The following is a 26468-nucleotide window of genomic DNA, read 5'->3' on the forward strand; positions in this document are numbered from 1 at the left end:
CCTTCTCCCGGGCCCGTGTGATGAGTCCAAGTCTTGTTTTCACCTGGAGCGATAAAATTTCCTCATGGCAACGCTGCGACAGCTCGAATACCTGGTCACCGTCGTCGACACCGGTTCCTTCACCCGGGCGGCCGAGCGACTGCACGTCACCCAACCCGCCCTCTCGCATCAGATCCGTGCACTGGAGAAGGCTGTCGGGGGCCCGTTGCTCGAACGACTCCCGCGCTCGGTCCGCCCGACTCCCATGGGCCGCGCGGTCCTTCCGCATGCCCGCGCCGCGCTCGCCGAGGCCGAGCGCCTGCACTCCGTCGCCCGTCGCAGTGCCGGACTGGACGAAGGAGAGCTGGAGGTCGCGACCGTCTACTCGGTCAGCCTCGGCATCCTCCCGCCCGTCCTGCGCGTCTGGCGCCGGCGGCACCCGGGGGTACGGATCCGGCTGCACGAGTACCCGCACGCCGCCAAGCTCCAGGCGGCCATGGCCGCGGGCGGGGCCGACCTCGCCGTCGGCCCTCCACCGGACGACTGGGAGGGACCGACCCGCGAACTCGGCGTGGAGGAGTTCGCCGTCGTCCTGCCCGCCGACGACCCGCTGGCCGACAGCCCGACCCGCACCGTCGCCCTCGCCTCGCTCGCGGACCGCGCCTGGGTCCACTACTCACCCGGCAACGGCCTCGCCGACCTGCTCGACCGCGTCTGCCTCCGGGCCGGCTTCCAGCCCGAGGCGGCCGTCCGCGCCGAACAGACCTCCGCCGTCCCCCTGCTGGCCGCCGCCGGTCTCGGCCCCGCCCTCGTCCCCGCCAACATCATCCCGTCCCACTTCGACGGTGCCACACTGCGCCCGGACCCTCCCATCCGCCGGACCCTCACGGCCTACACGCGCACCCGCCCCGACCCGCTGACCGTCGCCTTCGCCGACCACCTCGCCCGCCAGGCCCGCCTCAACCCCCTTCACTTCCCGGCCCGCGTCACGGAGTAGACGGCTTGTCCCGGCCCGGGGTGCCGCGCAGACGGTCGAAACCGCGGCGACCGGCCGGGCGGCATGGCGCGGTGCGCGTTCGACGGCGGGGCCGGTGAACACGGTGGCGGCCGGCAGGCGGGACCGGCACCGAGACCGATGACCGTAAGCCGAGGGCGACGCGGCTCACCTGTCCGTCGACGACGGCGCATCCTGGAAGGTGTTGCGTGCATGTCAATGCCTGTGCTTACCTCTACGCGCATCAACTCAACCTGGTGACCCAGGCGTTGACGGCACGTCCTGACCACAGCCCGTATCCCACCGCGACCAGCGCTCACCAGGCGTTCATGTTCCGACAGCCCCACCACGGACCGTCGACGGCACCACCACGGCCGCCCCGGCCCGAGCACTCCGTATCCCTCCACACTCCTAGGAGCACCATGTTCGCAGCCGCCCTCTCGCGGTTCAGATCCGGTACCAGCGGTACCGGCCCTCGCCGGACCCTCCTCCGGGCGGGCGGGCTGCTGGCCGCGGTCCTCAGCGTGCCCATCCTGCCCGGTACCGCCTCGGCGGCCGCCGCGGACCACGGGATCCGGGTGCGCATGACGCACCCGGACCAGGACCATGCCGGATCCGGGCTCCAGCGCCTGAGCGCGGCGTCCCTGGCGACGACCGCGTCGGCCGCCGTCAGCACGGGTCCGGCCGGCCTCGACGTCAGCCACTACCAGACCAACGTCGACTGGACATCCGTCAAGAACAACGGCGCCGCCTTCGCCTACGTCAAGGCCACCGAGGGCACCACCTACACGGACCCGTCCTTCTCCCAGCAGTACAACGGCGCGTACAACGCCGGACTGATCCGCGGCGCCTACCACTTCGCGCTCCCCGGCAACTCGACCGGTACCGTCCAGGCCGACTGGTTCGTCAGCCACGGCGGCGGCTGGACCGCCGACGGCAGGACGCTGCCGCCCGCCCTGGACATCGAGTACAACCCCTACGGGGCGACCTGTTACGGGCTGAGCCAGAGCGCGATGGTCTCCTGGATCCGGGACTTCAGCAACGAAGTGCGGGCCAAGGTGGGGCGCTACCCGACGATCTACACCACCACCGACTGGTGGACCACCTGCACCGGCAACAACAGCAGCTTCGCAAGCACCAACCCGCTGTGGATCGCCCGTTACTCCAGCAGCCCCGGCACCCTGCCCGCCGGATGGTCGACCCAGACGATCTGGCAGTACGCCGACTCCGGAACCTTCCCCGGCGACCAGGACACCTTCAACGGCACGCTCACGGACCTGCAGACCTTCGCCGAGGGAAGCTACACACCGCCGCCCACCGCCAGTTGGCCCACTGTGCAGCAGGGAGCCAGTGGTGAGCGGGTCAAGACCGTCCAGTACCTGCTCGACGCCCACGGCTTCGCGTTGACGGTGGACGGTTCGTTCGGGCCGGCGACCGACTCCGCGGTGCGTTCGTTCCAGTCGGCGCACGGCCTCAGCGTGGACGGCGTCGTCGGCCCCGCCACCTGGCAGGCCCTCATCGTCACCGTGCAGCAGGGATCGTCGGGTCCCGCGGTCCAGGCGGTGCAGAGCCAGCTCGACGCCCACGGTTTCGCGCTGGCGGTGGACGGTTCGTTCGGGCCGGCGACCGACTCCGCGGTGCGTTCGTTCCAGTCGGCGCACGGCCTCAGCGTGGACGGCATCGTCGGTTCGAACACCTGGCAGAGCCTCGTTTCCTGAGCTTCGGCACGACATCACAGATGAGGGGACTTCCATGACACGGGCACGACACTCCGCCGGCGGCATCGACCGCCGCTCCCTGCTCCGGGGCGCGGCAGGGCTGACGGCCACGCTCGGCTTGGCGGGAACTGTCAGCCTCCAAGCGGCGGGCCGGGCCTCGGCCTACGGGTGGTCCCGCACCCTTCAGCAGGGCTCCTCCGGATCCGACGTGGTCGAACTGCAGATCCGCGTCGGTGGCTGGGCCGCGTCCAGCGCGCAGCAGACCTATGTCGCCTGGGACGGTGACTTCGGCCCGGCCACGAACGCCGCCGTCCAACGCTTCCAGTCCGCCTACGGGCTGAGCGCGGACGGCGTCGTCGGTCCGCAGACGCAGGGCGTGCTCAACAGCCTCGAGTCCGGCGACGGATCCACCGCCCACTTCGACTGGAGCGAGTTCTACTCCCAGGACGGCTCCGGTTTCAGTGGTGGGATGGTCGACGCCGCGACGGTCAAGGAGAACGTGCGCCGACTGATGTACAAGCTGGAGGCCGTGCGCAAGAAGGCCGGAAACAGCTCGATCACGGTCGACTCCGGCTTCCGCAGCATCGCGCACAACGCCGCGGTGGGCGGCGCGTCCAACAGCATGCACCTCTACGGCGTCGCCGCGGACATCGTCGTCTCCGGCTACAGCACCCTGCAGACCTACAGGATCGCCGAGACGTGCGGCTTCTCCGGCCTCGAGGCGTACACGCACTCATGGCAGCACGTCGACAGCCGAGTCCAGTACCCCTCGTACGGCTCCGGCTCGTGGTGGTGGGAGAGCGGCGTGGTGTGATCCGCCCGCTCCGGCACACCGGGCCCGTCCGCGTCGTCACGGCACGGACGGGCCCGCCGTCGATCCGGCCCGCGATGCGCCGGGTCACGAGGTGATCGCCCCACGAGGGTCGCACGGCCCCCGGCACGGGAGGGCGGCGCGTCGCCCGCCCTCCCGGCCTCCGTGGTCACTCGGGCCGCACAGCCGTCCGTCCCTTTCGCTGCCCGCGGACCCCCACGACCACCTGGAGCGGGTCCGAGACGGACTTCACCGTCATACTCGGGAACTCCCCGCCGTAACCGACCGTGTTGAGCGCGACGACCCGGTAGGCGTACGACGAGTTCACCGATGCCGTCGGGTCGACGAAGGTGCGGGTCTCGTGGACGTTCGGCTGGTCGAGCGGCGAGGCGACGGTGCCGGCGTCGGACCATGTGGTGCCGTCGCTCGACCGCTGCACGACGAAGGACGTCTCGTTGATGGAGTTGTCCTGCCACTGCAACTGGATCCGTGCGTTGGCGCCGGTGCCCACGACCGTGGACGTGAGCCCGCTCGCCTTCACGGGCGGCAGTGCCAGCGACTCGGGACGCATCATGTCCATCTCCTCATGGCTGAGGATGTGACAGTGGATCACGTACTCCCAGCCGAAGTTCACCAGCTTGTTGCTGATGGCCGCCGTAGGGTTGCCCTGCGGATCGACGTTGTTGAACATCGACGTGTCGCCGAGCGGCATCGCCGGGTCCAGCGGCCGCACGGAGTTCGGCACCTCGAAGGGCACGGTCGGCACGACCGGCCGCAGGGCGACGATCGTGTCCTCCAGCGGACTCATCCGCACCGTGTCCTTCCAGCCCAGTTCGTTGCCGTCCGGCCGGATGACGATGTTGTCCCAGGTGACCCGGTTGAGGAGCTGGACGTCGTACAGGTGGAAGTGGATCGGGTGCGTGTCCACCCCGTTGTGGGTGAACCGCCAGATCTGTGTCCCGTCCGCGGCGGATCCGATGGGCGTCACCTTCACGTCTCCCCTGGGAAGATCGGTGCCGTCGATCAGCTCGGTCTGCGGGTTGACGTACGGGTACAACGTGACGTTCTGCCCGCCCGGCGTGGGTGGCTGCGCCTCGACGCCGAGGTTCGCCTCCATCCGGCCGAAGTCGTCGAACGACGTCGCGTTCATCTCGTCGTGGATGGCCTTCGGTTGCAAGGGCATCGTCGTCTTGGCGGTCGGTGACTTGAGCGTGTTGAAGCTGAACTTCGAGGTGTCGTTCACGCGGACCAGGCCGTCGCAGGTGTTCACCGTCGTGTTGGTGACGTTGCAGTTGCTGCTGGCGGCGAAGGTCTTGCCATAGGCCGAGTTGTAGGCGGACTGGCCGACGATCACCGGGTTCTGCCCGGACTCGAAGACGCCGGAGCCGTCCGCGTGGTGCTTGAAGGCGGCCTGCAGCCTGGTCAGGTCGAGGGCCGGGGCCGGCGTGGTGTCCGCGACGGTCACCTGCATGACGGTGCGGGTATTGGGACCGTACCCCGGCAGGATCTTCGGGGCACCGGTCGGCCTGAGGTCGGGCGCGCCCGTGTAGTAGTCGTACGACGCCACGCGCGCCGGATAGGCGGCGGGCGCGTCGTTGTAGAGGATGAGTGTCTTGCCGGCGAACTTGGAGAAGTCCACCAGCACGTCGGCGCGCTCGGCCGGCGCCAGGGTCAGCGAGTGCTTGTCCACGTTGCCGACGTCGAAGCGGGTCGGGTCGGTGATCCAGGTCGTCGGCTGCTGGCCGTCGATGACGGCCGGCGCCGGCAGGAAGCCCCCCTCGTTGGCGATCTGCACCCAGTCCGGGCCGGCGGCGTCGTTGTTGGAGTCGACCGGAGTGGGCGACACGTTGGGATCGGTCTGGGCGGCCTCCAGCTCGTTCGGTTTCAGCGCCACCTCGGTGGTCCCGTCGCCCTGCTTGGGATCGGCGCCGTACCACTGGAAGTTGAAGAACCGGTCGTTGGCGGCGTTGAGCAGCCGCAGCCTGTAGGTCTTCGGCTGAAGCGTCACCTTGGGATAGGCGACCCCGTTGACGATGGGCGTGTCGTTGAACTGCTCCATGCCCATCGAGACGTTCGGCGTGCCGGGGATCTGCTCCGGCTCGCAGTAAGGCGCGGTCTGGTACTGCCAGGTCGACGGATCGTCCAGCTTGCACGTGGGTTCGTAGTACGGGTTCGCGATCGGCCCGTACTTGGCGTCGCCGGCCGGCGGCCAGAACCACGGCCCGTACATCCAGCGTCCGTACGAGCTCATGCCTGACGGGTCGCCCGGGTTCTGCGCGGGCATGTAGACGTGGTGGTACCAGAAACTGCCCTTGGTGCCCCAGCGTTTCGTGTTCCAGGTGGGGTCCTGCCCGTACGAGACCGTCCGGCCGTTCGCGTCCTTCTGGTCCTTGAGCTGCGAGTCGTCCGGCACGAAGGTGCGGTCCTGGACGAGCAGCGGGAGGGTCGAATCGGCGTCGGGGATCGTGCCGTTGCCGACCAGCGCCTTCTCGGTGTCGTCGGTGATGGTGTAACCGGCCGCTTCACCGGCGTAGACGTTCAGCCGGGTGATGCCGTAGGAGTGGTCGTGGTAGAACATCAGCCGGGCGCTCTGCTGGTTGGTGTAGTAGAAGGTCGAGCAGCCGTCGTCCTTCGCCGCGCAGAGTTCCGTCCCGCCGCCGTCCGTCATGTCCGGCACGTTCTGGACGCTGACGCCCTGCGGCCAGTCCGTGTTCTCGCCGGCCGGGGTGATCCACTGGTGGGGCGTGCCGTCGCTGATCCACGGCGTGATGCCGCCGTGCAGGTGCAACGTGGCCCGGTTGTCCTTGAAGCAGCCCGTCTTGTCGTTCGTGCACGCCGGATTGCGCACCTCGTCCATGACGGTGCCGTCGTTCTTCGGCGCGGGCATCGCCATCGGACCCATGCCGGAGCCCATCCCGGTGCTGTCGACCGGCAGGAAGAGGTCACCGTCGGCACCCTTGGGGAGCAGGTTGCGGAACACGATCCGCACCGGCCGGTCCTTGGTCGCGGTGATGACCGGGCCCATCCACTGTGGTGAGGTCACACCGGTGTACGGCAGCTCCTGCCGGGTGCCGTCCATCAACTCGTTGTACAGCGGCACCTTCCGTCCGGGGACGGCGTCGGTGGACAACTGGACATAGCCCCGCACCAGGGTCGGCGGCAGGTCCGAGGAGAACCGGGTGCGGTACTGCACGAGACCGATGACGTATTCGTCGGCCGGCTTGCCGCTGGTGGTGACGGACTCCGGCACCCCCAGGGGGATGAACTTCTCCGACGGCTTCGTCGACGGTTCCCGCAGCTGTCCGACGTCGGGACAACCCGTACCGTCCGCCTTGGGGTCGCAGGTCGTCGGCAACTGGTCCTGGAACTTCTTCATCCCGACCGAGAGGTAACCGGCCCCCGGGTCGGTCACCTTGATGGAGCTGATCGCGCCGACGCTCGTCCCGGCGTCCGCCGTGGCGCCGGATCCCTTGCCCGTCGGGTCCGTGACGGTGACGTCGGGCGTTCCGGTGTAGCCGGAGCCGATCTTGTCAGCGGTGAGCGCCAGCAGTTTCAGGCTGGTGGAGGCGGTCGCCGGCGTAGCGCCGGGAACCGGGTCGGCCAGCGTCCCGTTGTGGATGCTGACGCCGGGCGCGCTGCCGTAGCCGCTGCCCGGGTCGTCCACGGTCACCTTCCGGACGCTGCCGTCCGCGGCCAGGTCCGCCGGGTCGACGTGGCCCTTGGCCACTGTGCCGTTGGGGTCGTCGGGGAGGTCGAAGTCGACCGTCGGCATGGTGTAGCCCGATCCGCCGTCCTTGACGGTCACGGCGTCCACCCCGCCGGAGGCGGTCGCCACGGCACCGCTGCCGCCACCACCGGTGATGTCGACCGCGAAGCGGCCGTAGCCGCCGCCCCCCGCCGTGACGGTGTAATCGACCACACCACCGGTCGACTGGACGGTGGCGCCGGCCGTCGCCGCCGTGGTGCCTCCGTCGACGGTGACGGACGTCGCACCGGCGACGTAGCCGCGGCCCGGCGCGGTCACGTCGATGCCGGCGATGCCACCGGTCCGCGGGTCCACCGTGGCGGTCGCCTCGGCGCCGGTCCCGGTGGTGGCGGGGGCCACCGTCGCCGCGAAGGAGTACGTGCGGTCCTGGGTCGGGTGGAGCGGGTACTCGCTCGAACCCACGGTCACCGTGCCGCCCTCGGCCGGAGGCACATTGGTCGGCGGGGACGTGCTCTTGTCGACGCCGGCCGGGTACATGAAGGCGTCGACGCCGGACGCCACACCGGTGTCGACCGGGATTCCCTGACCGTAGAAACCGATGACGTCGCCGGCCTTGACGGCGACGTCGGGCACGTTGTATGTCGTGACCTCCCCGTTCTTGGAGGCCGGCTCGGGCACCGTCTCCAGCCCGCTGTCGGCCACGACGGTGTACTGCTTCGGCGTGTCCGTCGGCCGCAGGACGTAGGCGTGGAAGAGGCCGCCCGCGGACCCGGTGGGGCTCCCCGCCGGGTCGACCTGGTTCCAGGTCTGGAAGCTCTTGAGTGTGCCCTTGGGCAGTGGCGAGCCGTCCAGGACGACGAACACCGGGCCCAGCTCGCCCGGCGGCGTCGCGTAGTCGGTCGCGTTCGCCCGGTTGACCAGCTTGTTCCCCACCGACATGGCGGTGGACTTGATGACCACTCTCGCCTTCGACTGGGTGAGCGGGCTGTTGGCCCAGTTCGGCCAGGGACCGAAGTAGTGCGGGACCTTCGTCTCGTCGGTCGGGCTGCTCGGTCCGCCGGCGGGAGCCGCCTGCGCCTGCTGAGCCGATGACGGCGGCAGGCCCACCATGACCGCCGCTGCCACCGCCCCGACGCCGATCAGCGCGACCGTACGCCGTCCTCGCTTCCCCCGCGGCCTCGTCGCCTGTCGCATGAACACGCCTTCCTCCTCCCCTCGGTCACCCGTCCGCCGTCGCGAGCGGGTCCGGCCCCGATCGGCCCAGCGGAGGCGGCGGGAACGAGTGCCCCGGGACCCTGCCGCAGGCTGGTGGCGTGTTCCACGGGGCCGGGCGACAAGTGTGCGGTCGGCCGCCGGGCGCGAGGGCGAAGATGACGCGACTCTCATCAAGCTGTCATGACGGCGCCGCGAGAGCCCTAAGCGCCCGGCCCGTTCCGCGCACCCGGCGCCGTCGTTCCTCCTGCGGATCGTCTCTTGCGATGTCGTGACAACCAGCTTTTGCTGGCACCAAATCAGAACAATTCCCTCACATTTGTGAAACCGCCTGCGCAGCGCCGGGCGTGGCCCTTAAAAAGGGGTCCGGGGGAGCTGCAGGGCACGGTTCGGAGGAACGCTGTCGGGCACGCGGCGGGGGGGAAGGCGGTGGGCCGTCATGGCTCGGCTGTTGGTGGTCGAGGACGAGGCGCGACTGCGCGCCTACCTCAGACGCACGCTCGGAGTGGACGGGCACCTCGTGGACACCGCGACGACCGGTCCGGAGGCTGTTGACTGCCTGCGGGGCGGCGAGTTCGACCTGGTCGTGCTCGACCTCATGCTGCCGGGATTCGACGGTTTCGAGGTGATGCGCCGGGCCTTCGAACAGCGCCCCGACCAAAGGGTGCTCGTCCTGTCCGCCGCCATGGACGTCGGAACGCGCGTCCGCTGCCTGCAGATCGGGGCCGTCGACTTCCTCGGCAAGCCTTTCGCGACCGCGGAGCTGGTGGAACGTGTCCGCACCAGGCTTCGCACGGCGTCCACCAGTGGTGTGTCCCGGCGGTGGCTCCACGTCGGGGACGTCACCCTCGATCTCGAACGGCAGGTGCTGAGCCTCGGCGGCGGCAGGGACGTGTCCCTGTCCCACCGGGAGTTCATGCTGCTCGGCCATCTCATGCGGCGAGCGGGACAGGCGTGCAGCAGGCATGAGCTCCTCGCGAACGTCTGGGGGTACGCCGACGACCTCGGGAGCAACGTGGTCGACGTGACGGTCCGCCGGATCCGCGGCAAGGTGCCCCGGCCGGTCATCGAGACGGTGCGCAACATCGGGTACGCGTTCCATGCAGGCTGAGCGCCGACGTCCTCTCTTCGTCGGCTGGGTTCTTTTCGTGACGTGCAGTCAGCTGCTGTTGTTCGTCCTGCCCAGTCTCGAGACCGTGGTGTTCCACCTGGTGTGGGTCAGCATGTCCATCGTCTACGGCATCCAGGGCTGGTCGACCCGTCGTACGGCCGTCGTGCTGATCGCGGTCGCCCTGGTCACCGGAACAGCGCTGGGCGAGTTCGTCACGCGGGGCTCGGCCGGCTGGGACGAGCTCGCCGAGGTACCGCTGATGGCGCTGGTGTTCCTCGCCATGGCCTGGCACGTGCGCCGGCGGGCCGCCGCCCTCGCCGAGATCCAGGGCCTCGTCGAGCGGGAGCGTCGCGCGCAGGACCTCAAGGAGCTGTTCGTGCGCACCTGCTCGCACGAGATGCGTACGCCGATCACGGTGGCCCGCTGCTACGCGGAGATGGTGCGCGACGAACTGCCGGGGCCGCGGGGCAAGGAGGACCTCGATGTCGTGCTGGACGAACTGGACAAGCTCGGCCGCCTTGCCGGACGCCTTCTCGTCCTGGCGGACGCGTACGAGTCCACCGAGTTCGACTGGGGCCCCGTCGACCTCGGCTCGCTCCTGCGGCGCACGCTCCAGCGGTGGCGGCCGGCCTCGGAGCGCGACTGGTTCGTGGACGCGCCCTCCGTTCTGGTCGAGGGTGACGAGTCGCGGCTGGAGGCCGCCCTCGACGCCCTGGTGGAGAACGCCGTGAAGTTCACCGGGGTCGGGGACGCCATCACCCTGCGCTGCCGGGCGATCCGCGACGGTGCCGTGATCGAGGTGGAGGACACCGGGATCGGCTTCGCGCGGTCGCGGTCCGACGACGGGAACAGCGGGCCGAACCCGTCGTACCGCTCCGGAACCGGGCTCGGCCTGGCCATCGTGCGCGCCGTCGTCGAGCGGCACGGCGGAAGCCTTGTCGTGGATTCCGGGAGGCCGGCCGGCTCGTTGCTGCGGATGCACCTGCCCCCGCACCCGCCGGGCGTGGGAGCGGACCAGTGACCAGGCGTGCCGACCGGACTGGCCGATGCCGTGGCGCTGCGACCGCCTGCGCGGGATCGGCCTCTCTCGGCACCGGCCGCTCCGGGCCACCGGGCCGCGGTTCCCATGGTGGCGCACGGGCCCGGCACCGCGGTGCGCCATGGGCGGGACCGCGTCCCGCGACCGCCCCCGAAGGCATGGCGGACATGCGGTCCTGCGGTGACCGGCGCACGGGACACGATCACTGACCACGCCACCGACGCACACGCACGGCGTGCCGCCGTCGCGGTGCTGTGGGCCACCGGTGGTGACCCGCCCGAGGCCATGGCCCTCTCCGGCCTCCTCGTCGACGCATCACCCTCCGGATCAGCGACGCGGCCGACCGCCTCGGGCGACCTGTGCCGTCTGGACGTTCGGGCGCGCTGGTACTTCGCGACATCGCCGTCCTCGGCCACCTTCGGTCCGACGGGCGCGACCGTCGGCTGACCGGCGGCGCCACCCCGCGCGGCAGCGATCCTGTTCCGAGGACCGTCAGTCCCGCCAGAAGGACCAGAGGGGAGAGTCGAGGAGGGAGGCGGCGTGGTCGCGGTAGGGGACGGTGCCGTCGTTGATGTTGTCGGCGCCGGTCAGCACGTGTTCGAGGGCGAGGCGGTTGGCGTGATCGGCGTCCCGGGGCGGGCGGGCGACGGAGACGTGGATCATCGCGTCGTCAAAGGCGACGACCCGCGCGCCGAAGCGGTCCTCTCAGCTGCGGAGCAGGGCGCACAGCAGGGGCAAGGGGGCTTCCGCCTGCCGGCCCATGACCGCGGGTACGTCGGCGCAGCGTGCGGCCGGAACCAGGGCCAGGTGAGGCGTGGGTGGCGGGTAAGGGCCGGTCACGAGCCGGGAGACCGCGGTGCGGGCGGCGGCATCGGGGTCGGCTCCGGCCAGGGAGGTGATGCCGGCCGCCAGACCGGGCCAGCGGTCGAACGGCGCCCCGGGATCCTCGTCCCAGGGTTCGACGCCCGGCCCCCGCCCGGTCTCCTCGCGTGCGCCCTGGCAGCGCGTCCACCACCCCACGGGATCAGGAACCGGCTCCACGGACAGCCACATGCGCGGTGGCGGGACGTCGCCTCGGGCGCCTTCGGGGAGCCAACGGCCTGGCGGAAGCCCATCGGGCAGTGACGAGAACATGCGCGCACGCTATCCGCGCTCACTGACACGCCCATCACGGACGGCGTTCATGCGCTCGTCGTAGCCGGTGGCGGGGTCGACGACGCGGCCGGCGGCCCACCAGTTCTCCCTGGCCGTCTCGTTGACCGTCATGAGGATGTCCTCCTCGGGGACGTCGGCGAACAGCCTGAGGTTGTCGACGATCGCCTGGAAGAGTTCGGCCTTCTGCTCGGCGCTGCGGTGGTTGAAGGACAGCTGGATGAACATGGCGCGCTCGCTGCGGCGCAGGCCGAACACGACCGGCTGCATCTGGAAGTTGTCGGGCGAGACCTCGTGGAAGACGTGGAACTGGTCGTCCTGGGGGACCTCCAGCACGTCGACCATCGCCTTGTGGATGCCCAGCGACACATTGCGGCGGTACTCGGAGGTGGTTCCCCGGCGCAGATAGACGTTGATCAGAGGCATGATCTCCTGCCTTCCTCTTCTTGGTTCTCTTCCGGCTGGTTCGATTTCGGGGCCGTGACGGCCGGCGGCGCCTGCGGGCCGACGTCTCAGGTGGCGGGGGCCCCGGTGCGGTCCGGGGAGGGAGCCGGTACCTGGAAGCAGGTCAGCAGAGCCGAGGTGCTGAGGTACTGGCCGACGAGACTGACCAGGGCGATGAGTGTGTTCGTGCCGAACACCGCCGCCGCCTCGTCGTAGAGGTCGTCCGCCACGCGATGGTCGCGGACCAGCGCGGTGGCCAGACGGTGGGCGAGACCGACCTCGGGGCGCAGACCGCGGGGAGCCTCGCCGTGGACCAGGGACGCGATGGCCGGGCCGGGCAGTCCGGCCTTCTCGGCGGCCGCGGTGTGGGCGTACAGCGCGTACTCGGCCCGCCAGTGGGCGGCCACGGTGAGGACGACCGCCTCTCGGACGTCCGCCGCGATGCCGGTCCGGGAGAGCGCCTGGGCCCACTCCAGCAGAGGCCGGGCGATGTGCGGAGTGCGCAGCAGTGCGTTGAACGGCCCGATGAACCGCCCGTCGGGCAGGGCGGCCGTGTAACCCGCCGCTTCCGCGTCACGCGCCCGCGTGGCCCGCAGACGGTCGCGCAGGGCGCGCTGGGCTTCGTCGAGGGAGTCGGGAGGAAGGAGGGGCAACCGGCCGCCCAGTCCGGAAGTTCCGTTGTCGGGGTGCTCGTTCACGCCCTCCACGCTAGGAGCGCGAGGGATATTCCACCAACGAATGTTCGGCATAATGGACATGCGGATTACTCATGGAGACGTTCATGGAGACGACCCTGGTCGCGCTGCGGGTGCTGCGCGAGGTGGCGGAGCGGGGCACCTTCACGGCCGCCGCGGAGGCGCTCGGGTACACGCAGTCGGCCGTCTCCCGGCAGATGGCCGCCTTGGAACAGGCGACCGGCGCCCGGCTCTTCGACCGCCACGCCGGCGGTGTCCGGCTGACCGGCTCAGGCCGTGCCCTGCTGCGGCACGCCGTCGTCGCCCTGGACGCCCTCGAGGCCGCCGACCGGGAGTTGCGCGGAGCGGCGGAGGTCGACAGGGGCCGCGTCCGGCTCGGTTTCTTCCCCACCGCCGGAGCGCTGATCGTGCCCCGTGCCCTGGCGATGCTGCGCCAGGAGCACCCGCACCTCGAGGTGACGACGCGTGAGGCGACCACTCCGTCGCTGGTGCGCGCGCTGCGCGCCGGCACCCTGGATCTCGCGATCCTCTCCTCCAGACCGCCGCACCGCTCACCCGACACGGACGATCCGCCCCTGAGTGTCGAGCCGCTGCTGGAGGTGCGCCTGGCGGTGGCGGTGCCGACGAGCGGCCCGTTCGCCGAACGGGGCAGCGTCGGCGTCGAGGAGATCGCGCGTGAACCGTGGATCGCCAGTCCCGGCACCGCGGACGAGCCGCTGCTCGGTGTCTGGCCCGGTCTGCCCGGACGGCCCAAGGTCCGCCACACCGCCCGCGACTGGCTGACCAAGCTCCACCTGGTCGCGGCCGGCGCCGGCATCACCACGGCCACGCCGACGCTGCTGCCCGTCGTCCCGCCCGGCGTACGCCTCGTGCCCGTCGAGGGTGTCGCGGAGGAGGTACGACGCGTCAGCCTGGTGCGTGTGCCGGGCGCCCTCGAGGCACCCACGCGGGCGGTGGCACGCGCCCTGCGCCGACAAGCCGCCGACCTCGCGGACCTCCCTGACCGACCGCCGGACTGTCGGAGGTGACCGCTAACATCCGGCACCTCGGGAAACAACACGGTCGGATGCACGGAGGGATGCGGCGTGGGCGCTTCGGGCTGGGAGTACTACGTGCCGTACCAGGAGGACCTCGACGGGGCGCTCCAGGAGTTGCGGGAGCGGACGTTCCGCGGGGGTGACTACTTCTGGGCGCGCGAGGGGGACGGAGTGCCGCCGCGGGCGCGGAGACCGAGGCCGTCGACCGAGGAGGAGATGTGGGCCGACGAGTGGCAGCAGCACTCCGGCACGCACTCGATCCTCGACGTGTTCCGCGTGCAGCGTGAGGACGAGGAGCCCGAGATCTGCGCGGTCCAGCCGGTGACCGTTGAGAAGGCCCGGAGGGCCACCGGCACGGACCGGCTGACCCGGGCGCACGTCCCGGCCCTCGAGAACCTCGCCCGGGAACGCGGGTACGGACGCTGTGCCGTGCTTCACGGAGCCGACGGGAGACCGGAGGAGATCTACTTCTGGGGCTGGTCCGGAGACTGAGCTCCCGCCCGGCTCCGGGCTCGGGCCGAGCGCCCGACCGCTCAGGAGGGAGCCGTCCCGGAGGCGTTGGGCGAAGGCCGGTCGGAGAGAGGTCCGGCGGGCAGTTCCCGGCGGGCCGGTCGGCGGTGCGCGGTGACCATCGCCGGGATCGTGAGCGAGGCGAGGGTCGAGAGCAGGCCGCCCAGGAGCAGGGTGGAACGGGGACCGAGGGTGTCGGAGGTCCAGCCGACCAGGGGGGCGCCGAGGGGGGTGCCGCCGAGGAGGACGAGGAAGTACACGGACAGTACGCGGCCGCGCAGGCGCGGGGCGGCGTGGAGCTGGGTCAGGGCGTTGGCGGTGGTGGTGACGGTGACCGCCAGGTAGCCGGTGGGGAGCAGCAAGGCCATGAAGGTGCCGTAGCCGGGCATCAGGGCGAGCGCGGATTCGAGTACTCCGAAGACGGCCGTCGCGGTGACCAGGCGCCTGGCGGTGGGCGTTCGGCCGGCGTGGGCCGTGCGCAGCGCGCCGGCGAGACTGCCCGTGGCGTAGGCGGCCGAGAGGTAGCCGAAGGCGGCGGCGTCGGAGTGGAAGACCTTGACCGCCATGAGAGAGACGGTGACCTGGAAGTTGAGGCCGAAGGTGCCGACGACGGCGATGAGCGCGATCGGCAGCAGCAGTTCCCCGGTGGCGGTGATGTGGCGGAACGCCTCGGCCAGGCGGGGCGCGCCACGAGGGGGCCCGCCGCACTCGTGCGCGGCGGCGGGGGTGAGCAGGCCGTACAGGACCGCCGCGTACGAGACCCCGTTGACGAGGAAGACCGGGCCGATGCCCATGGCCGCGACGGTCAGCCCGGCCGCGGCGGGACCGAGGACGCGGGCCACGTTGAACTGCGCGGAGTTCAGGCTCACCGCGGCCGGCACCCGGTCCCGGCCGACCAGTTCGGAGACGAAGGCGTTGCGGGCCGGGCTGTCCACGGCGGTGGCGATGCCGAGCGAGAGGGCCAGCGCGTACACGGCCCACAGGTTCACCGCGCCGGTGATGGTCAGCAGCCCCAGCAGCAGGGACTGCCCCGCCATGGAGGTCTGCGTGATCAGCAGCAGCCGGCGCTTGGGGTACCGGTCGGCCAGGACGCCCCCGGTCAGGCCGAACAGCGTCTGGGGCAGGAACTGCAGCGCGGTGACCACACCGACGGCGCTCCCGCTGTTCCCGGTGAGGTGCAGGACCAGGAGATCCTGGGCGGCGCGTTGCATCCACGTGCCGACGTTGGAGGTCAACTGGCCCAGCAGATAACGGCGGAAGGGCCGGACGGCGAGCGCGTCGAACGCCGGCCCCGGAGCCTTCCGCGTCGTCCGTGCGCCCCGTGCGCCCCGTGCGCCCCGCGCCTGGTGAGCAGCCCGTGCGCTCATGCCGTCTGGCCGGCGACGACGTGGGTGTCCGCTACGGGAGGGTCGGCGACGGCGTCGCAGGCATCCACAGTGGGCGGGCCGGCGGTCGTGCCGCGGTTGTGCACCGCGGGCGGGCCGACGTCGGCGTCGGCGTCGTCGACATGGTGGAAGGTCGGACGAGGGTGCATGAGGAAGTCGTGGTGGGAGATGTTCCAGGCGTAGGCGCCGGCCATCGCGAAGGCGATCCGGTCGCCCACCCGGAGCCGGCCGACCGTGGCGCCGCGCGCCAGGACGTCCTTGGGCGTGCACAGTTGCCCGACCAGGGTCACCGGCTCGCCGCGGACCTCCGGGCGGGGCCAGTTCTGGTGCCAGGAGTCGTCGGGGATGACCTCGAAGGGCTGGTCGTGCCGTTTCGCGGCCGGGGTGCGCAGGTGGTGGGTGCCGCCGCGCAGGACGGCGAACGCGGTGCCGCGGCTGGACTTCACGTCCAGGATCCGGGTGACGTACCAGCCGCAGTAGGCGGTGACCGCGCGGCCCGGTTCGATCCGTAGCGTCAGGGCCGGGTGGCGTTCCAGCGTCCTGCGCAGTCCGATGCCGAAGACCTGCCAGTCGAAGACGTTGCGGGGGTCGGCATAGTCGACGCCCATTCCGCCGCCGATGTTGACCTCGGCCAGGTCGATTCCGCGTTGCCAGGCCCAGCGGTCCGCCCAGCCCATGACCTGGTCGACGAGGGCGAGATGGGCGCGGGCGTCGAGACCGCTGGCCAGGTGGACGTGCAGCCCCCGCAGCCGGACGCGGTGGTCGGCGGCGATGATCTGCAGGCAGCGGTCCAGCCGGGAGGGGTCCAGACCGAACGGGCTGGGGCCGCCGCCCATGGCCAGCGCGACCGCGGGGAGTGCCACGGGCACGTTGACGCGCAGGAGGACGTCGGCGGTGCGGTCACCCAGTACGGTCGTGAGCCCGCGGAGCTCCTGCTCGCTCTCCACGTGCAGGCGCTCCACCCCGGCGTCCAGTGCCTGGGACAGCTCGGCCACGGTCTTGCCGGGTCCGCCGAAGGAGATCGGCACGTCGGGGAACAGGCCCCGCACGTGGCGGAGTTCGCCGCCCGAGGCCACCTCGAAGCCGTCGACGTGCGCGGCGAGGGCGCGCAGCAGTCGGGGGTCGGAGTTGGCCTTCGCCGCGTACAGGAACCGGACGCGTCGAGGCAGGGCGGCACGCACGGCACGGGCGTGGGCGCGCAGGCCGTGCACGTCGTAGACGTACGCGGGCAGGTCGTCGTCGGCGAGCCGGCGGATGTGCTGCAACAGGGCCGCTTTCACAGGTGCACCTCGCGGGGGAAGTCCGCGCCGAGCGGACTGGTCAGGGGGACGTAGGTGGCGTGCCGGTCGGCCCTGCGGGACCACCGCAGCAGGAGGTTGGCCTTGGCGGGCAGCGGAACTCCGGAGAGCAGGGCGCGCAGCCGGGGCGGGTGGCCGGCGGCGCGGGCACAGGCGCCGAGGTGATCGCGGACCAGGCCCCAGAGGGCGGGCTCCCGTGCCGGGTCGAGGTCGGCGAGGGCGCCGAGCACCTCGGCGACATGGTTGACCAGCAGGCAGTACGCGACCCGGTTCCAGCCGCGTTCGGCGTCGTAGGTGAGCGGGCCGCGGACGTCCTCGGGCAGCGCTGCCAGGGCCCGCTCGTGCGGGCGGGCCAGGAGCTTGGTGCCCTCCAGGTCGCGGAAGAGCATCTGCGCCGGTGTGCCGTCCGGGTGCACCGCGACGACGACGTTCTGAAGGTGCGGCTCCAGTACGACGCCGTGATCGAAGTACGCGGCGAGCACCGGCGGCAGCAACAGCCCCAAGTAGGCGTCCCACCAGCGCAGTACGTCGCCGTCGCCGCGGGCGAGCAGGTGGGAGACGTGGGCGGCGCTGGTGGGGTACTCGTCGGCGACGGCGGCGGCGAGCAGGGGCGTCACGCCGGGCCGCAGGTGGTCGCGCAGTCCGGAACGGACGATGACGCCGAAGCCCTCCAGCAGCATGGTGTCGCCCGCGAGCGTGCGGTAGCCGGGCTCGGCGAGCAGCGCGCTTCCGGGGAAGCGTTCGGCGAGCCCGGCCATGACCGGCTGGACCAGCCGGTTCAACGCGACGGCGCCGGACAGCTCGTAACTGGCGTGCTTCCGAACGCAGTTGGTCAGCCGGACGTTCAGGCTGAACTTCAGGAACGTGTCCGCGCCGCACTGGTACAACGTGCGCACCGACGCCGTGGGCACCCACTCGGGCCCGCTCACCCCGCCGTCCACGACGTCTCCCGCGGCCATCGCCGCGCGCAGCCGCTCGTGCCGGCCCAGCAGCCGGAACTGCCAGGGGTGCACCGGCAGCGCCACGAACCCGGGCTCGGTCGACGGGCACAGTGCGTCGAGCGCGCTCACATCGCCTTCCTCCTGCACGAGCCGGCGGCGCACGGCCAGGTGCCGCAGACGCAGCCGGGCCCCGGTCTCCGGCCCGTACGCCAGCCAGTCCGCCGGATCACCGGTACGGGCCTTGGGCGTCGGATGGAAGCGGTGCCCGTAGACCAGGGACTGTTCCGACGCCAGGTACAGGTCCTGGCGCGGCATTCCGCCGGCCCGGTGTTCCAGGGCGGTGCGGATCGTCTCGTGGCTGTCGGCGACCTGCTCCACGAACTCGCTGTTGAGCACACCGGTGCGCAGCTCCAGTTCGTCCCGGACGTAGCCGGCCAGTTCCCGCCAGCCCACCGCCGCCCAGGTGCCGTCGTCGAGCCGTTCGACGGGGCCGTGGAAGCGGTGTGCGCCGATCATCGAGACCCGGCGCAGCCGGGCCCGCAGGAGCAGGTCGCGGCGGGGCAGGCGGATCAGGAGGTGGTCGCCGTCGACGGTCGCCTGGTGCTCGGGCGCGGAGACCTCGCGGATCAGGCAGTTGAGCAGGGTGTGGGCGGTGACGGCATCGGCGGTCCCGGCGGGCTGGTCGGTCCGCGTCGCCCGAGCGGGGACGGTGGTGGAAGTCATCGAGGGCTCCGGTGCGTGTGCGGGTCAGCGGTGGCGGGCGAGGGGGTTGGGTACGGCGGTCCACTGCGCCTTGCCGGGGTCGTCCGCCAGCCGCATCGCGATGGTCGCCTTCAGCGGCAGGGTGTCGCCGAAGAAGACCTCGGCGTCCCCCGTGTCCGGCAGCCGCGCGTACACACGGCGGCCGACCCGTGCCACCGCTTCCCACAGCGCGGCGGGATCGACCTGCCGGGTCCGGGCGAGGACGTCGACCAACTCGCTGAACACCCCGCTGAGCAGCCCCCCGAACAGCTTGGTGCGCAAGGCGCCGGTATCGTCACCGGCGCGGGTACCGGCCAGGGACGGCAGGGTGAACCCCCAGGCGCCGAGCCTGCGAGGACTGACCCGCACCCCGTCCAGGTCCCGGTACAGCACCCGCACGGGCCGGCCGTCCCGCAGCGCGACGAGCGTGTTCTGGCCGTGGGCCTCCAGCGCCACCCCCATGGACAGCAGGGTCAGCGCGGGCGGCAGCACGAGTTCGGCGAATTCGGCCAGCCAGCGCACGGGATCGCCCGTCACCACGGCCGCGCCGGTGGCGTGTACGGCTGTCAGGGGCACGGCGATCTCGTCGGTGTCGAGGTGGGCCTCGGCCGACTCCCTGAGCATCGCGGCCAGGCTCGCGGAGGGCCGCCCGCCCACGTGCACGGTGCCGCCGCCGAGTTCCCGCAGGATCCGCAGCCCGACGCCGTACCCGGCCTTGTCGACGACCGCCGAGACCAGCTCGGACAGCGGCGGCCCGTCGGCCACCTCCGCGCAGGAGATGGTGCGCCGGTAGTTGGTGACCTGGACGTCGAGGGCGGTCTTGATGTGACAGCCCGCCAAGCCGGCCGAGCCTGTGGCGCCGGCCTGCGGCGCCAGCGTGCGCAACGACAGCAACGGTCGGGCCGGCACCGTACGTTCGACCGTGGTCAGGTCGGGGTGGTGCACGAGGACATGGTCCCGTTGCCAGGGGTGGACCGGGAGCAGACGTGTGCCGCCGTCCCGCAGCTCCTCGGGCCAGGAGCCGGTGCCCTGCCATCGGTCGGCGGGCACGCGCAGCAGCGCCAGGTGGACCACCGGGTGGTGCTCGGGCGCGTAGGCGAGCACCTCGCCGACGGACATGCCGGTGCGGGTACGGCAGCATGGGTGCTGAGGGTGGCCGTCGACCACCGCCTGTTCCGCGTCGACCGAGTCCCGCGGTGGCGCGGACCCCCCGGCGTTCGCGGCGCGTGCCAGGGCGAGGTTCACCACGCTGTTGTCGAGTTCCGCCGCCAGTCGCCGCGCGGCGGGCGTGCGGAGCCCCAACTGCGCGAGCAGCACGGCCGGTTCACGGACCGGTCCGTCGGGACCGGTCACCACGAAGTCGTCGGGTACCTCGGCGAACGGCAGGGCCGCGAGGCCGGCCGCCGCGAGCCGCGTGCCGTGGCGGAGCGTCACGACCAGCGTCTCCCCCTCCCGTCGCCGAGCGGTCACACCGGGGAGCGTCTCCCGGGCGAGGGCGCCCCAGAGACGGCCGAGCACGGCGGCCCGCGCACCCGGCAGCGCGGCCGTGAAAGGCTCCACGAGGCCGGGGCACGCCCGGCGCAGCTCGTTCATCGTCGTGTCGAGGGCATGGATCGGCATGGCGCGTTCCCCGATGTCGGTGGGATTTACTGATTCGGACCCTAGGCGGCGTCGGGTAAGCGGAAATCCAGCGCGGATAAAGCGACGGGCGTGCGGGGGACGACCGGAATCGGGGGAGACCCGGGAGACTCCAGATCCGCGCGCCCGTCTGCCGCGGTACCGCTCTGACCAGGGGAAATTCCCGATTCTTAACTCTCCCTTCACCGTGCCCTGTCCATATGTTGCGTGTCTCCTGTGATGCACGCGACGAGGCGCAGAATCACTGAGAAGGGGGAACGCTCCGGCGATTTCTGCGCGCGACCCGGCCGCCGTTTGTGAGCCTGACCGTATGCACGTGCTGCTGATCGAGGACGACGACCGGGTGGCCGAACCGCTGACGGAGGGACTGCGGCGCTTCGGGTTCACCGTGGAACGCGCGCGCACCGGCGCCGAGGGCCTGGCAGCGGGCGAGCCCGCCATGGTGCTGCTCGACCTGGGGCTGCCGGACGTGGACGGCATCGACGTCTGCCGCGCCCTGCGCGCTCGGTCCGCGGTGCCGATCATCATGATCACTGCCCGGGACTCGGAGGTCGACCGGGTGCTCGGACTGGAGCTGGGCGCGGACGACTACGTGTCGAAGCCGTTCGGGGTCAGAGAGCTGGTGGCCCGGATCCGAGCCGTCACCCGCCGGGTCCGGGCCGTACCCCCCGACGGCGGCGGCTCCGCCCCGGGGGCTTCCAAAGGACGCCCGACCGGGGTCCGCGGCGCCGACCGGATCGGCCCCCTGAGCATCGACCGCCGCACCCGGCAGGTACGGGTGCACGAGACCCCGGTCGCCCTGGCCCCCAAGGAGTTCGACCTGCTGGTCTGCCTCGCCGAGGACCCCGGAGCCGTCTGCTCCCGCCAGCAGATCCTCGACACGGTGTGGGAGCCCCATTACTACGGCCCCACGAAAACCCTCGACGTGCACATCGCCGCGCTCCGCCGCAAACTCGGCGACCCCTCCTGGATCGAGAACATCCGCGGCATCGGATTCCGCCTCACCCCACCCACCGGCCCATCCGCCGGCGCCGCGGCACGGACCGAGCCGTGGCAGGGCACCAGGTGATCCGCCGCCTGCTGTTCAGCTACCTCGGCCTCATGCTGCTCGTGCTGCTCGCTCTCGAAGTGCCGTTCGGATTCGTCTACGCCCGCGGCGAGTTGAACCGCTTCTCCAACACGGCGGAACTGGGCGCCGCGACGCTCGCCGCCGTATGCGAGGAGAAGCTCGAACACGGCCTGGCGGCGGACCTGCCCGACCTCGCCAGCAGCTACGCGCGCCGCACGGGCAGCAGCGTGGTGGTGACCGACCCCCAGGGCGTCGTCCTCACCGACACCGCCGGTGCGTCGGTGGGCCGGAACCTGTCCGCCGAACCCGACATCGCCATCGCGCTGCGCGAAGGGCCCACCACCGGGATCAGCGAGGACCTGGCCCCGGGCCGGAAGGTCCTGTTCGTGACGGTCCCCGGCACCTCCAGCGACGACGTGCCCTGCGTCGTACGGTCGCTGTACTCCATGGCGCCGCTCGCGCGGAAGGTCCGGGCCACCTGGCTGGTGCTCGCCCTCGTCGCCCTGGGCGCGCTGGCCATGGCGGCCCTGATCGGGTTCGCCTTCGCCCGGTGGATCACCCGGCCCCTGCGGGATCTGGAACAGGCCACCGCGCAACTGGCCGACGGCCGCCTCACCGACCCGCCCGCCGCCGACCGCGGGCCACCGGAACTGCGCCGGCTCGTCGCCTCCTTCACCCGCACCGCGACCCGCCTGCAGCATCTGCTGCGCACCCAGGAGGCATTCGCCTCCGAGGCTTCGCACCAGCTGAAGACCCCGCTGACCTCGCTGCGCCTGCGGCTGGAGAACTTCGAGCCGCACCTCGCGCCCTGCGCACAGGAGAGCCTGAACGAGGCGCTCGGCGAGGTGGGCCGACTCAGCCGCATGGTCCAGGGACTGCTCGCCCTCGCCCGGCTGGAGAACTCGGCGATCACCCCGGAGCCCGTCGACCTCGACACCGTCATCGCCGAACGCGCGGCGATCTGGGCGGCGTTCGCCGGCGATCAGCGCGTGGGCATCACCGTGACCGGGCCGAGGGCGGGCGAGGTGTGGGCGGTCGCGGGCGCACTGGAGCAGATCATCGACAACCTTCTCTCCAACGCGCTGCGCGCCTCCCCGCCCGGCAGCGTCATCACCCTGGCGACCGCCACCGAACCGGCCACCGGTGGTCGTACGGCTCCGCCGGTCGAGCTGCACGTGATCGATCAGGGGCCGGGCATGAGCGCGGCGGACCGGACCCGCGCCTTCGACCGTTTCTGGCGGGCCCCGGACGCCCACCACGACGGCACCGGTCTCGGCCTGCCCATGGTGCAGCGGCTCACCCATGCGAGCGGCGGCGAGGTCACGCTGGAGGCGGCTCCCGGCCGCGGACTGGACGCCGTCGTGCGGCTGCGCCCCGTTCGTCCCGTCCAGGCCGCGGCTCACCGCAGAATCCCTCCGCTGCGTGGTCACGCCACGGCCGGAAGCCGGCCGCCCGGCGAACCGGCCTTGCGACCGGACACGTGACCGGGCCGGTCAGCCGTCGTCGCCGACCTTGGAGAGGGCGGCGTTCGCGGCCCGGCCACGTCCACCCAGGCGGACGTGGCGGGGGCGGCGTCGACGATGCTCGCGATACGCCTTCTGAGCGGTCGTCAGTAGTCACGGTGTTCCGGTGGCCGCGTCGCCAGCGGCGTAGCCCTCGCGTTCGGGGATGGCGTCACCGGCAGACGGCGCAGGCGGTGTTCGCCGACCTGCGCGCCCCGCACCACCGTCGGCTCCATGACGCGTTGCGCGGGCCGCCGCGGCACCGACTTCGAGCCCCATCCGGGTGCGGCGGGGCGGACCGGCTCGTGGTCGTGATGAGATGGCGTCGGCGTCTTTCGCCTGAGGAGGGGATGCGCTGGTGAGTGTGGGGGAGGACCAGGTGGAGCACGACCCGGCCGCGATGGCCCGGCGGCCCCCCGCCGTGGACCCGGAGCTGCGGGCCGTGCTGGCGGGTCTGGACGGCGCGGCAAGATCTCCGCTGACCCCGGCCAACCTCGCGGCCAGGCAACGGTCGGACGCCACTTCCCGGCCGCGGCCGACGATCGAGGAGCTGCGTGCCGACGGCCGGTTCGAGGTGGCGGAGCTGCGCACACCGCCGGCCGGCGACTCCGGTGAGGTCGTTCTGGTCAGCGCCCGCCCCGCCGGGGCGACCGGAGCGCTGCCGCTGCTGTACTACCTGCACGGCGGTGGGCTGGTCATGGGCAACGCCTGGTCCGTGCTGCCGCGGCTGTTGCGCGAGGTGGCGCTCCCGCTCGGCCTCGCCGTGCTGTCCGTCGAGTACCGGCTGGCCCCGGGCACGCCGTACCCCGGCCAGTTGGAGGACTGCTGGACCGGCCTCGTGTGGGCCACGGAGCGGGCGGCCGACCTGGATCTGGACCCGGACCGCGTGATCCTCGGCGGGAAGAGCGCCGGCGGCGGGCTGGCCGCGGCACTCGCCCTGCTGGCCCGCGACCGCGGCGGGCCGCGGCCGATCGGCCAGTTGCTGCTCAGCCCGATGCTGGACGACCGCGACAGCAGCTTCTCCAGCCACCAGATGGCCGGCCACGACACCTGGGACCGCACCTCCAACGCGACCGCGTGGCGGGCGCTGCTGGGCGACCGGTACGGCTCCGACGACCTGCCGCCCTACGCGGCCCCCGCTCGGGCCACGGACCTCGCCGGACTGCCCCCGGCCTACCTGGAGGTCGGGTCGGCCGAGACCTTCCGCGACGAGGCCGTGGCCTACGCGAACATGATCTGGCAGGCCGGTGGCGCAGCCGAACTCCACGTGTGGCCCGGCGCCTGCCACGGATTCGACACCTTCGCCCCGCACGCGGCCGTCAGCCGGGACGCCCGCGGCGCCCGCGTCAGCTGGCTGCGCCGCCTGCTCCGTCCCGTCCCCGCGCCGGGCGGAAGCTGATCGGTGGGGAAGGCCGGGGAGGCCCCCCTCGCGACGACCGCGGACGTGCCTCCCCGGGGCTCGGCTACGGCAAGTCCTCGACCTGATCGGCCGCGAGCCGGCGCCGGGGAAGTTCGAAGGCGTAGGCACGCTGCGCGGCGCATCCCTGGCAGGTGCCGGCGAACAGGGCGAGGGTGCGGTCGTCGGCGTCGGTGAGCCGGTTCCGCCAGGAACACCGCACCTCCCCGCATGCGCAGGGCCGTTCGCTGACAGCGACGAGGGCACTCGTGCCGGAGTCGTGACCTCCCTCGGCCGGGACCTGTGGGAAGGAGCCCGTACCGTCGGGATCGGGCAGTCCGTACCGCTTCCGTACCCACGACGTCGCCTTGGCGGTCAGAGCCCCTGACCCGCCGCACTCGACACACCTGCCCGGCCCCGCGTTGTTGCCGGCACAGACGCATCGTCCGTAGCCGCCGCTGCCGCCGCTGTAGGCCCTGCCGCCGCACAGCAGGCACACTCCCCAGCCGTGGCAGTCGTCGCACAGCACACCGGGGACCGGGACCGTGCTGAGCGTGAACCGCGGCCGGCCCGACTGCCGTCCGGTGTACACGACCGGCGTCCAGCCGGTGAACGTCAAGAGTCCGGGCCCGCTGCCCTCGTAGACCCTGACCTCGAAGTCCTCCCGGCGGGCCTCTGCCCGGCTTTCCCCCGGGTGGTCCGAAGACCGCCGGCGCGTGGTCCAGCCCTCAGTGGTGAAGGCATGCAGGACGTCGTCGAAACCGGGAGACGACGGGCGGTCGTCTCCGCCGGCACAGACCAGGAAGAGGAAGCGGTGACCGACGGGTTCGGGATCACGCAGCCGAACCGGGTCGGTCCACTCACGGACCACCACGGGGCGGCGGTCCGGGTACAGCGCGGAAGCGATCCGCAGGAGCTGTCCTTTGAGACGGACCGCGCTTTCCGGTGTGCCCGGTTGCCCGGAGAAGACCTCGTCCATGCGGCGCCCCCCTCATTCGCTCACGGAGCAAGATACTTGAGATCACGCTCCGCATCATCGGCCGGTGGGTCGGGCCCGAGCCGCGGGGATGTGTCGCCGGCCGGTCTCATGTCCCTGGTCGGTTCTCGACGGTGAGGGCGTGCCGGAAGGCGCGCCGGTAAGCGGTGGGCGTGGTCTGGACTTCGCGGGCGAAGTGGAGGCGCAGGTTCGTCGCGGTTCCCAGGCCGGTCTGGCCGGCGATCTCCTCGACGGTGAGGTCGGTGGTCTCCAGGAGGCGTCGGGCCTCTTGGAGGCGCTGCGCGGTGAGCCAGCGCAGGGGCGTGGTGCCGGTTTCCGCGGTGAAGCGGCGGGCGAAGCCGCGGGGAGAGAGCGAGGCTCGGCGGGCCAGGTCGGCCACGGTCAGGGGGTGGTCGAGGTGCTGGAGGGCCCAGGCGCACACGTCGGCCATGCCGCTGCCTGCGACGGGCAGGGGCCGGGAGATGTACTGGGCCTGGTTGCCCTCCCGGTGGGCGGGTACGACCAGTCGGCGGGCGAGTTCGGCGGCCGTGTCCGCGCCCAGGTCCTCGCGGACCAGGTGCAGGCACAGGTCGATGCCCGCGGTGAATCCGGCGCTGGTCATGACGGAGCCGGCGGCGATGTAGAGGGGCGCGGGGTCGACGTCGACCGCTGGGTAGCGGTCGCCGAGGTCGGGAGCGTCCAGCCAGTGGGTGGTGGCCCGGCGCCCGTCGAGGAGGCCGGCTGCCGCCAGCGCGAACGCGCCCGTGCACACCGAGACGACGCGGGCGCCACGTGCCGCGGCGGCTCGCAGGGCTTCGGCCACCGCGGGCACGGGCGGATCGTGCGGCGCGTAGCCGGGCACGATGATCGTGTCGGCCTCGGCCAGGGCGTCCAGCCCTCGGGGAGCGACGAGGTGGAACCCGGTGGACGTGGCCACGGGCCCGGCTTGGGCGGCGCACAGGCTGAACCGGTACAGGCCGGGCGAGCCGGGTGCCCCGAAGACCTGCGCGGGAATGGCGAGGTCGAACGCGACGACGCCGGGGAGCGCGAGGGCGACGACATGGTGCATGGCGGAAATCTTATGGCCGACGTCATTTCTGCCTATCGCGGTGCT

Annotated in this window: 21 protein-coding genes and 1 pseudogene; 11 read left to right on the top strand and 11 right to left on the bottom strand. The window is 71.9% G+C overall.

Going from position 1 to position 26468, the window contains the following annotated elements; all coding sequences use genetic code 11:
* Positions 1-64 precede the first annotated feature (64 nt).
* The 3 genes from QSK45_RS11930 to QSK45_RS11945 all read left to right on the top strand — a co-directional run bounded on the left by QSK45_RS11930 (position 65) and on the right by QSK45_RS11945 (position 3505).
* Positions 65-976 carry a LysR family transcriptional regulator gene (locus QSK45_RS11930; protein WP_285555944.1) on the top strand — a complete coding sequence of 304 codons (912 nt, stop codon included), beginning with the start codon at positions 65-67 and terminating at the stop codon, positions 974-976.
* Between the two features lie 419 nt (positions 977-1395).
* The gene (locus QSK45_RS11935) at positions 1396-2691 is read left to right on the top strand and encodes a GH25 family lysozyme (RefSeq protein ID WP_395481763.1); all 1296 of its coding nucleotides are present in this window, start codon (positions 1396-1398) and stop codon (positions 2689-2691) included.
* Positions 2692-2725: 34 nt separating this feature from the next.
* Positions 2726-3505, top strand: a complete 780-nt coding sequence (locus tag QSK45_RS11945; RefSeq protein ID WP_285555947.1) for a D-Ala-D-Ala carboxypeptidase family metallohydrolase — start codon at positions 2726-2728, stop codon at positions 3503-3505.
* Positions 3506-3671: 166 nt separating this feature from the next.
* Here QSK45_RS11945 and QSK45_RS11950 read toward each other — a convergent pair whose 3' ends face one another.
* Entirely contained in the window at positions 3672-8402 is a 4731-nt protein-coding gene (locus QSK45_RS11950) for a multicopper oxidase domain-containing protein (RefSeq protein WP_285556325.1), read from the bottom strand.
* Positions 8403-8859: 457 nt separating this feature from the next.
* Between QSK45_RS11950 and QSK45_RS11955 the strand changes: the two genes are divergently transcribed.
* The 3 genes from QSK45_RS11955 (at position 8860) to QSK45_RS11965 (ending at position 11017) form a co-directional block, all read left to right on the top strand.
* Positions 8860-9531: a response regulator transcription factor gene (locus QSK45_RS11955; RefSeq protein ID WP_285555949.1), complete on the top strand. Its 672-nt coding sequence runs from the start codon at positions 8860-8862 to the stop codon at positions 9529-9531.
* A gap of 37 nt (positions 9532-9568) precedes the next feature.
* A complete protein-coding gene (locus tag QSK45_RS11960; RefSeq protein WP_285555951.1) occupies positions 9569-10552 on the top strand; it encodes a sensor histidine kinase in 984 nt (327 codons plus the stop codon).
* Between the two features lie 198 nt (positions 10553-10750).
* Positions 10751-11017: a hypothetical protein gene (locus tag QSK45_RS11965; protein ID WP_285555953.1), complete on the top strand. Its 267-nt coding sequence runs from the start codon at positions 10751-10753 to the stop codon at positions 11015-11017.
* A gap of 45 nt (positions 11018-11062) precedes the next feature.
* Here QSK45_RS11965 and QSK45_RS11970 read toward each other — a convergent pair.
* From QSK45_RS11970 to QSK45_RS11985, 4 genes and pseudogenes are all read right to left on the bottom strand, one after another.
* Positions 11063-11263 (bottom strand): annotated as a pseudogene (locus tag QSK45_RS11970) (DUF4253 domain-containing protein); the annotation flags it as partial.
* A gap of 12 nt (positions 11264-11275) precedes the next feature.
* A complete protein-coding gene (locus QSK45_RS11975) occupies positions 11276-11590 on the bottom strand; it encodes a hypothetical protein (RefSeq protein ID WP_285555955.1) in 315 nt (104 codons plus the stop codon).
* A gap of 123 nt (positions 11591-11713) precedes the next feature.
* Positions 11714-12148, bottom strand: a complete 435-nt coding sequence (locus QSK45_RS11980; protein WP_285555956.1) for a tautomerase family protein — start codon at positions 12146-12148, stop codon at positions 11714-11716.
* 86 nt (positions 12149-12234) lie between these two features.
* Entirely contained in the window at positions 12235-12864 is a 630-nt protein-coding gene (locus tag QSK45_RS11985; RefSeq protein ID WP_285555957.1) for a carboxymuconolactone decarboxylase family protein, read from the bottom strand.
* Between the two features lie 83 nt (positions 12865-12947).
* Here QSK45_RS11985 and QSK45_RS11990 point away from each other — a divergent pair, with 83 nt between their 5' ends.
* Together QSK45_RS11990 and QSK45_RS11995 are read left to right on the top strand one after the other, a co-directional pair.
* Positions 12948-13889: a LysR family transcriptional regulator gene (locus QSK45_RS11990; protein ID WP_285555958.1), complete on the top strand. Its 942-nt coding sequence runs from the start codon at positions 12948-12950 to the stop codon at positions 13887-13889.
* A gap of 57 nt (positions 13890-13946) precedes the next feature.
* Positions 13947-14390 (top strand): hypothetical protein, encoded by a 444-nt coding sequence (locus tag QSK45_RS11995; protein WP_285555959.1) that lies wholly within the window; start codon positions 13947-13949, stop codon positions 14388-14390.
* Between the two features lie 41 nt (positions 14391-14431).
* On the opposite strand, the gene QSK45_RS12000 is transcribed toward QSK45_RS11995, so the two are convergent.
* From QSK45_RS12000 to QSK45_RS12015, 4 genes are read right to left on the bottom strand one after another with little or no spacing between them, the layout of a single operon-like run.
* Positions 14432-15775 (bottom strand): MFS transporter, encoded by a 1344-nt coding sequence (locus QSK45_RS12000; RefSeq protein WP_285555961.1) that lies wholly within the window; start codon positions 15773-15775, stop codon positions 14432-14434.
* Entirely contained in the window at positions 15772-17073 is a 1302-nt protein-coding gene (locus QSK45_RS12005) for a type III PLP-dependent enzyme (protein WP_285555963.1), read from the bottom strand. The genes QSK45_RS12000 and QSK45_RS12005 overlap by 4 nt, the downstream gene beginning before the upstream one ends.
* Positions 17070-18755: an IucA/IucC family protein gene (locus QSK45_RS12010; RefSeq protein WP_285555965.1), complete on the bottom strand. Its 1686-nt coding sequence runs from the start codon at positions 18753-18755 to the stop codon at positions 17070-17072. Before QSK45_RS12010 ends, QSK45_RS12005 begins: the two co-directional genes overlap by 4 nt.
* A 24-nt stretch (positions 18756-18779) precedes the next feature.
* Complete coding sequence (locus QSK45_RS12015) at positions 18780-20393, bottom strand: IucA/IucC family protein (RefSeq protein ID WP_285555966.1); 1614 nt, start codon at positions 20391-20393, stop codon at positions 18780-18782.
* 328 nt (positions 20394-20721) lie between these two features.
* Here QSK45_RS12015 and QSK45_RS12020 point away from each other — a divergent pair, with 328 nt between their 5' ends.
* From QSK45_RS12020 to QSK45_RS12030, 3 genes are all read left to right on the top strand, one after another.
* On the top strand, positions 20722-21480 hold the full coding sequence (locus QSK45_RS12020; protein ID WP_285555967.1) for a response regulator transcription factor: 759 nt from the start codon (positions 20722-20724) through the stop codon (positions 21478-21480).
* Complete coding sequence (locus QSK45_RS12025) at positions 21462-22964, top strand: sensor histidine kinase (protein ID WP_395481745.1); 1503 nt, start codon at positions 21462-21464, stop codon at positions 22962-22964. The genes QSK45_RS12020 and QSK45_RS12025 overlap by 19 nt, the downstream gene beginning before the upstream one ends.
* Positions 22965-23382: 418 nt before the next feature.
* Positions 23383-24381, top strand: coding sequence for an alpha/beta hydrolase (locus QSK45_RS12030; RefSeq protein ID WP_285556328.1), 999 nt, complete (start codon positions 23383-23385; stop codon positions 24379-24381).
* 64 nt (positions 24382-24445) lie between these two features.
* Here QSK45_RS12030 and QSK45_RS12035 read toward each other — a convergent pair whose 3' ends face one another.
* Both QSK45_RS12035 and QSK45_RS12040 read right to left on the bottom strand, forming a co-directional pair.
* Positions 24446-25357 (bottom strand): hypothetical protein, encoded by a 912-nt coding sequence (locus tag QSK45_RS12035; protein ID WP_285555968.1) that lies wholly within the window; start codon positions 25355-25357, stop codon positions 24446-24448.
* Between the two features lie 106 nt (positions 25358-25463).
* Entirely contained in the window at positions 25464-26423 is a 960-nt protein-coding gene (locus QSK45_RS12040; protein WP_285555969.1) for a GlxA family transcriptional regulator, read from the bottom strand.
* Positions 26424-26468: the final 45 nt, after the last annotated feature.

Origin of the sequence: Streptomyces hygroscopicus subsp. hygroscopicus, from assembly GCF_030269125.1 — a bacterium.
Classification (GTDB): domain Bacteria; phylum Actinomycetota; class Actinomycetes; order Streptomycetales; family Streptomycetaceae; genus Streptomyces; species Streptomyces hygroscopicus_C.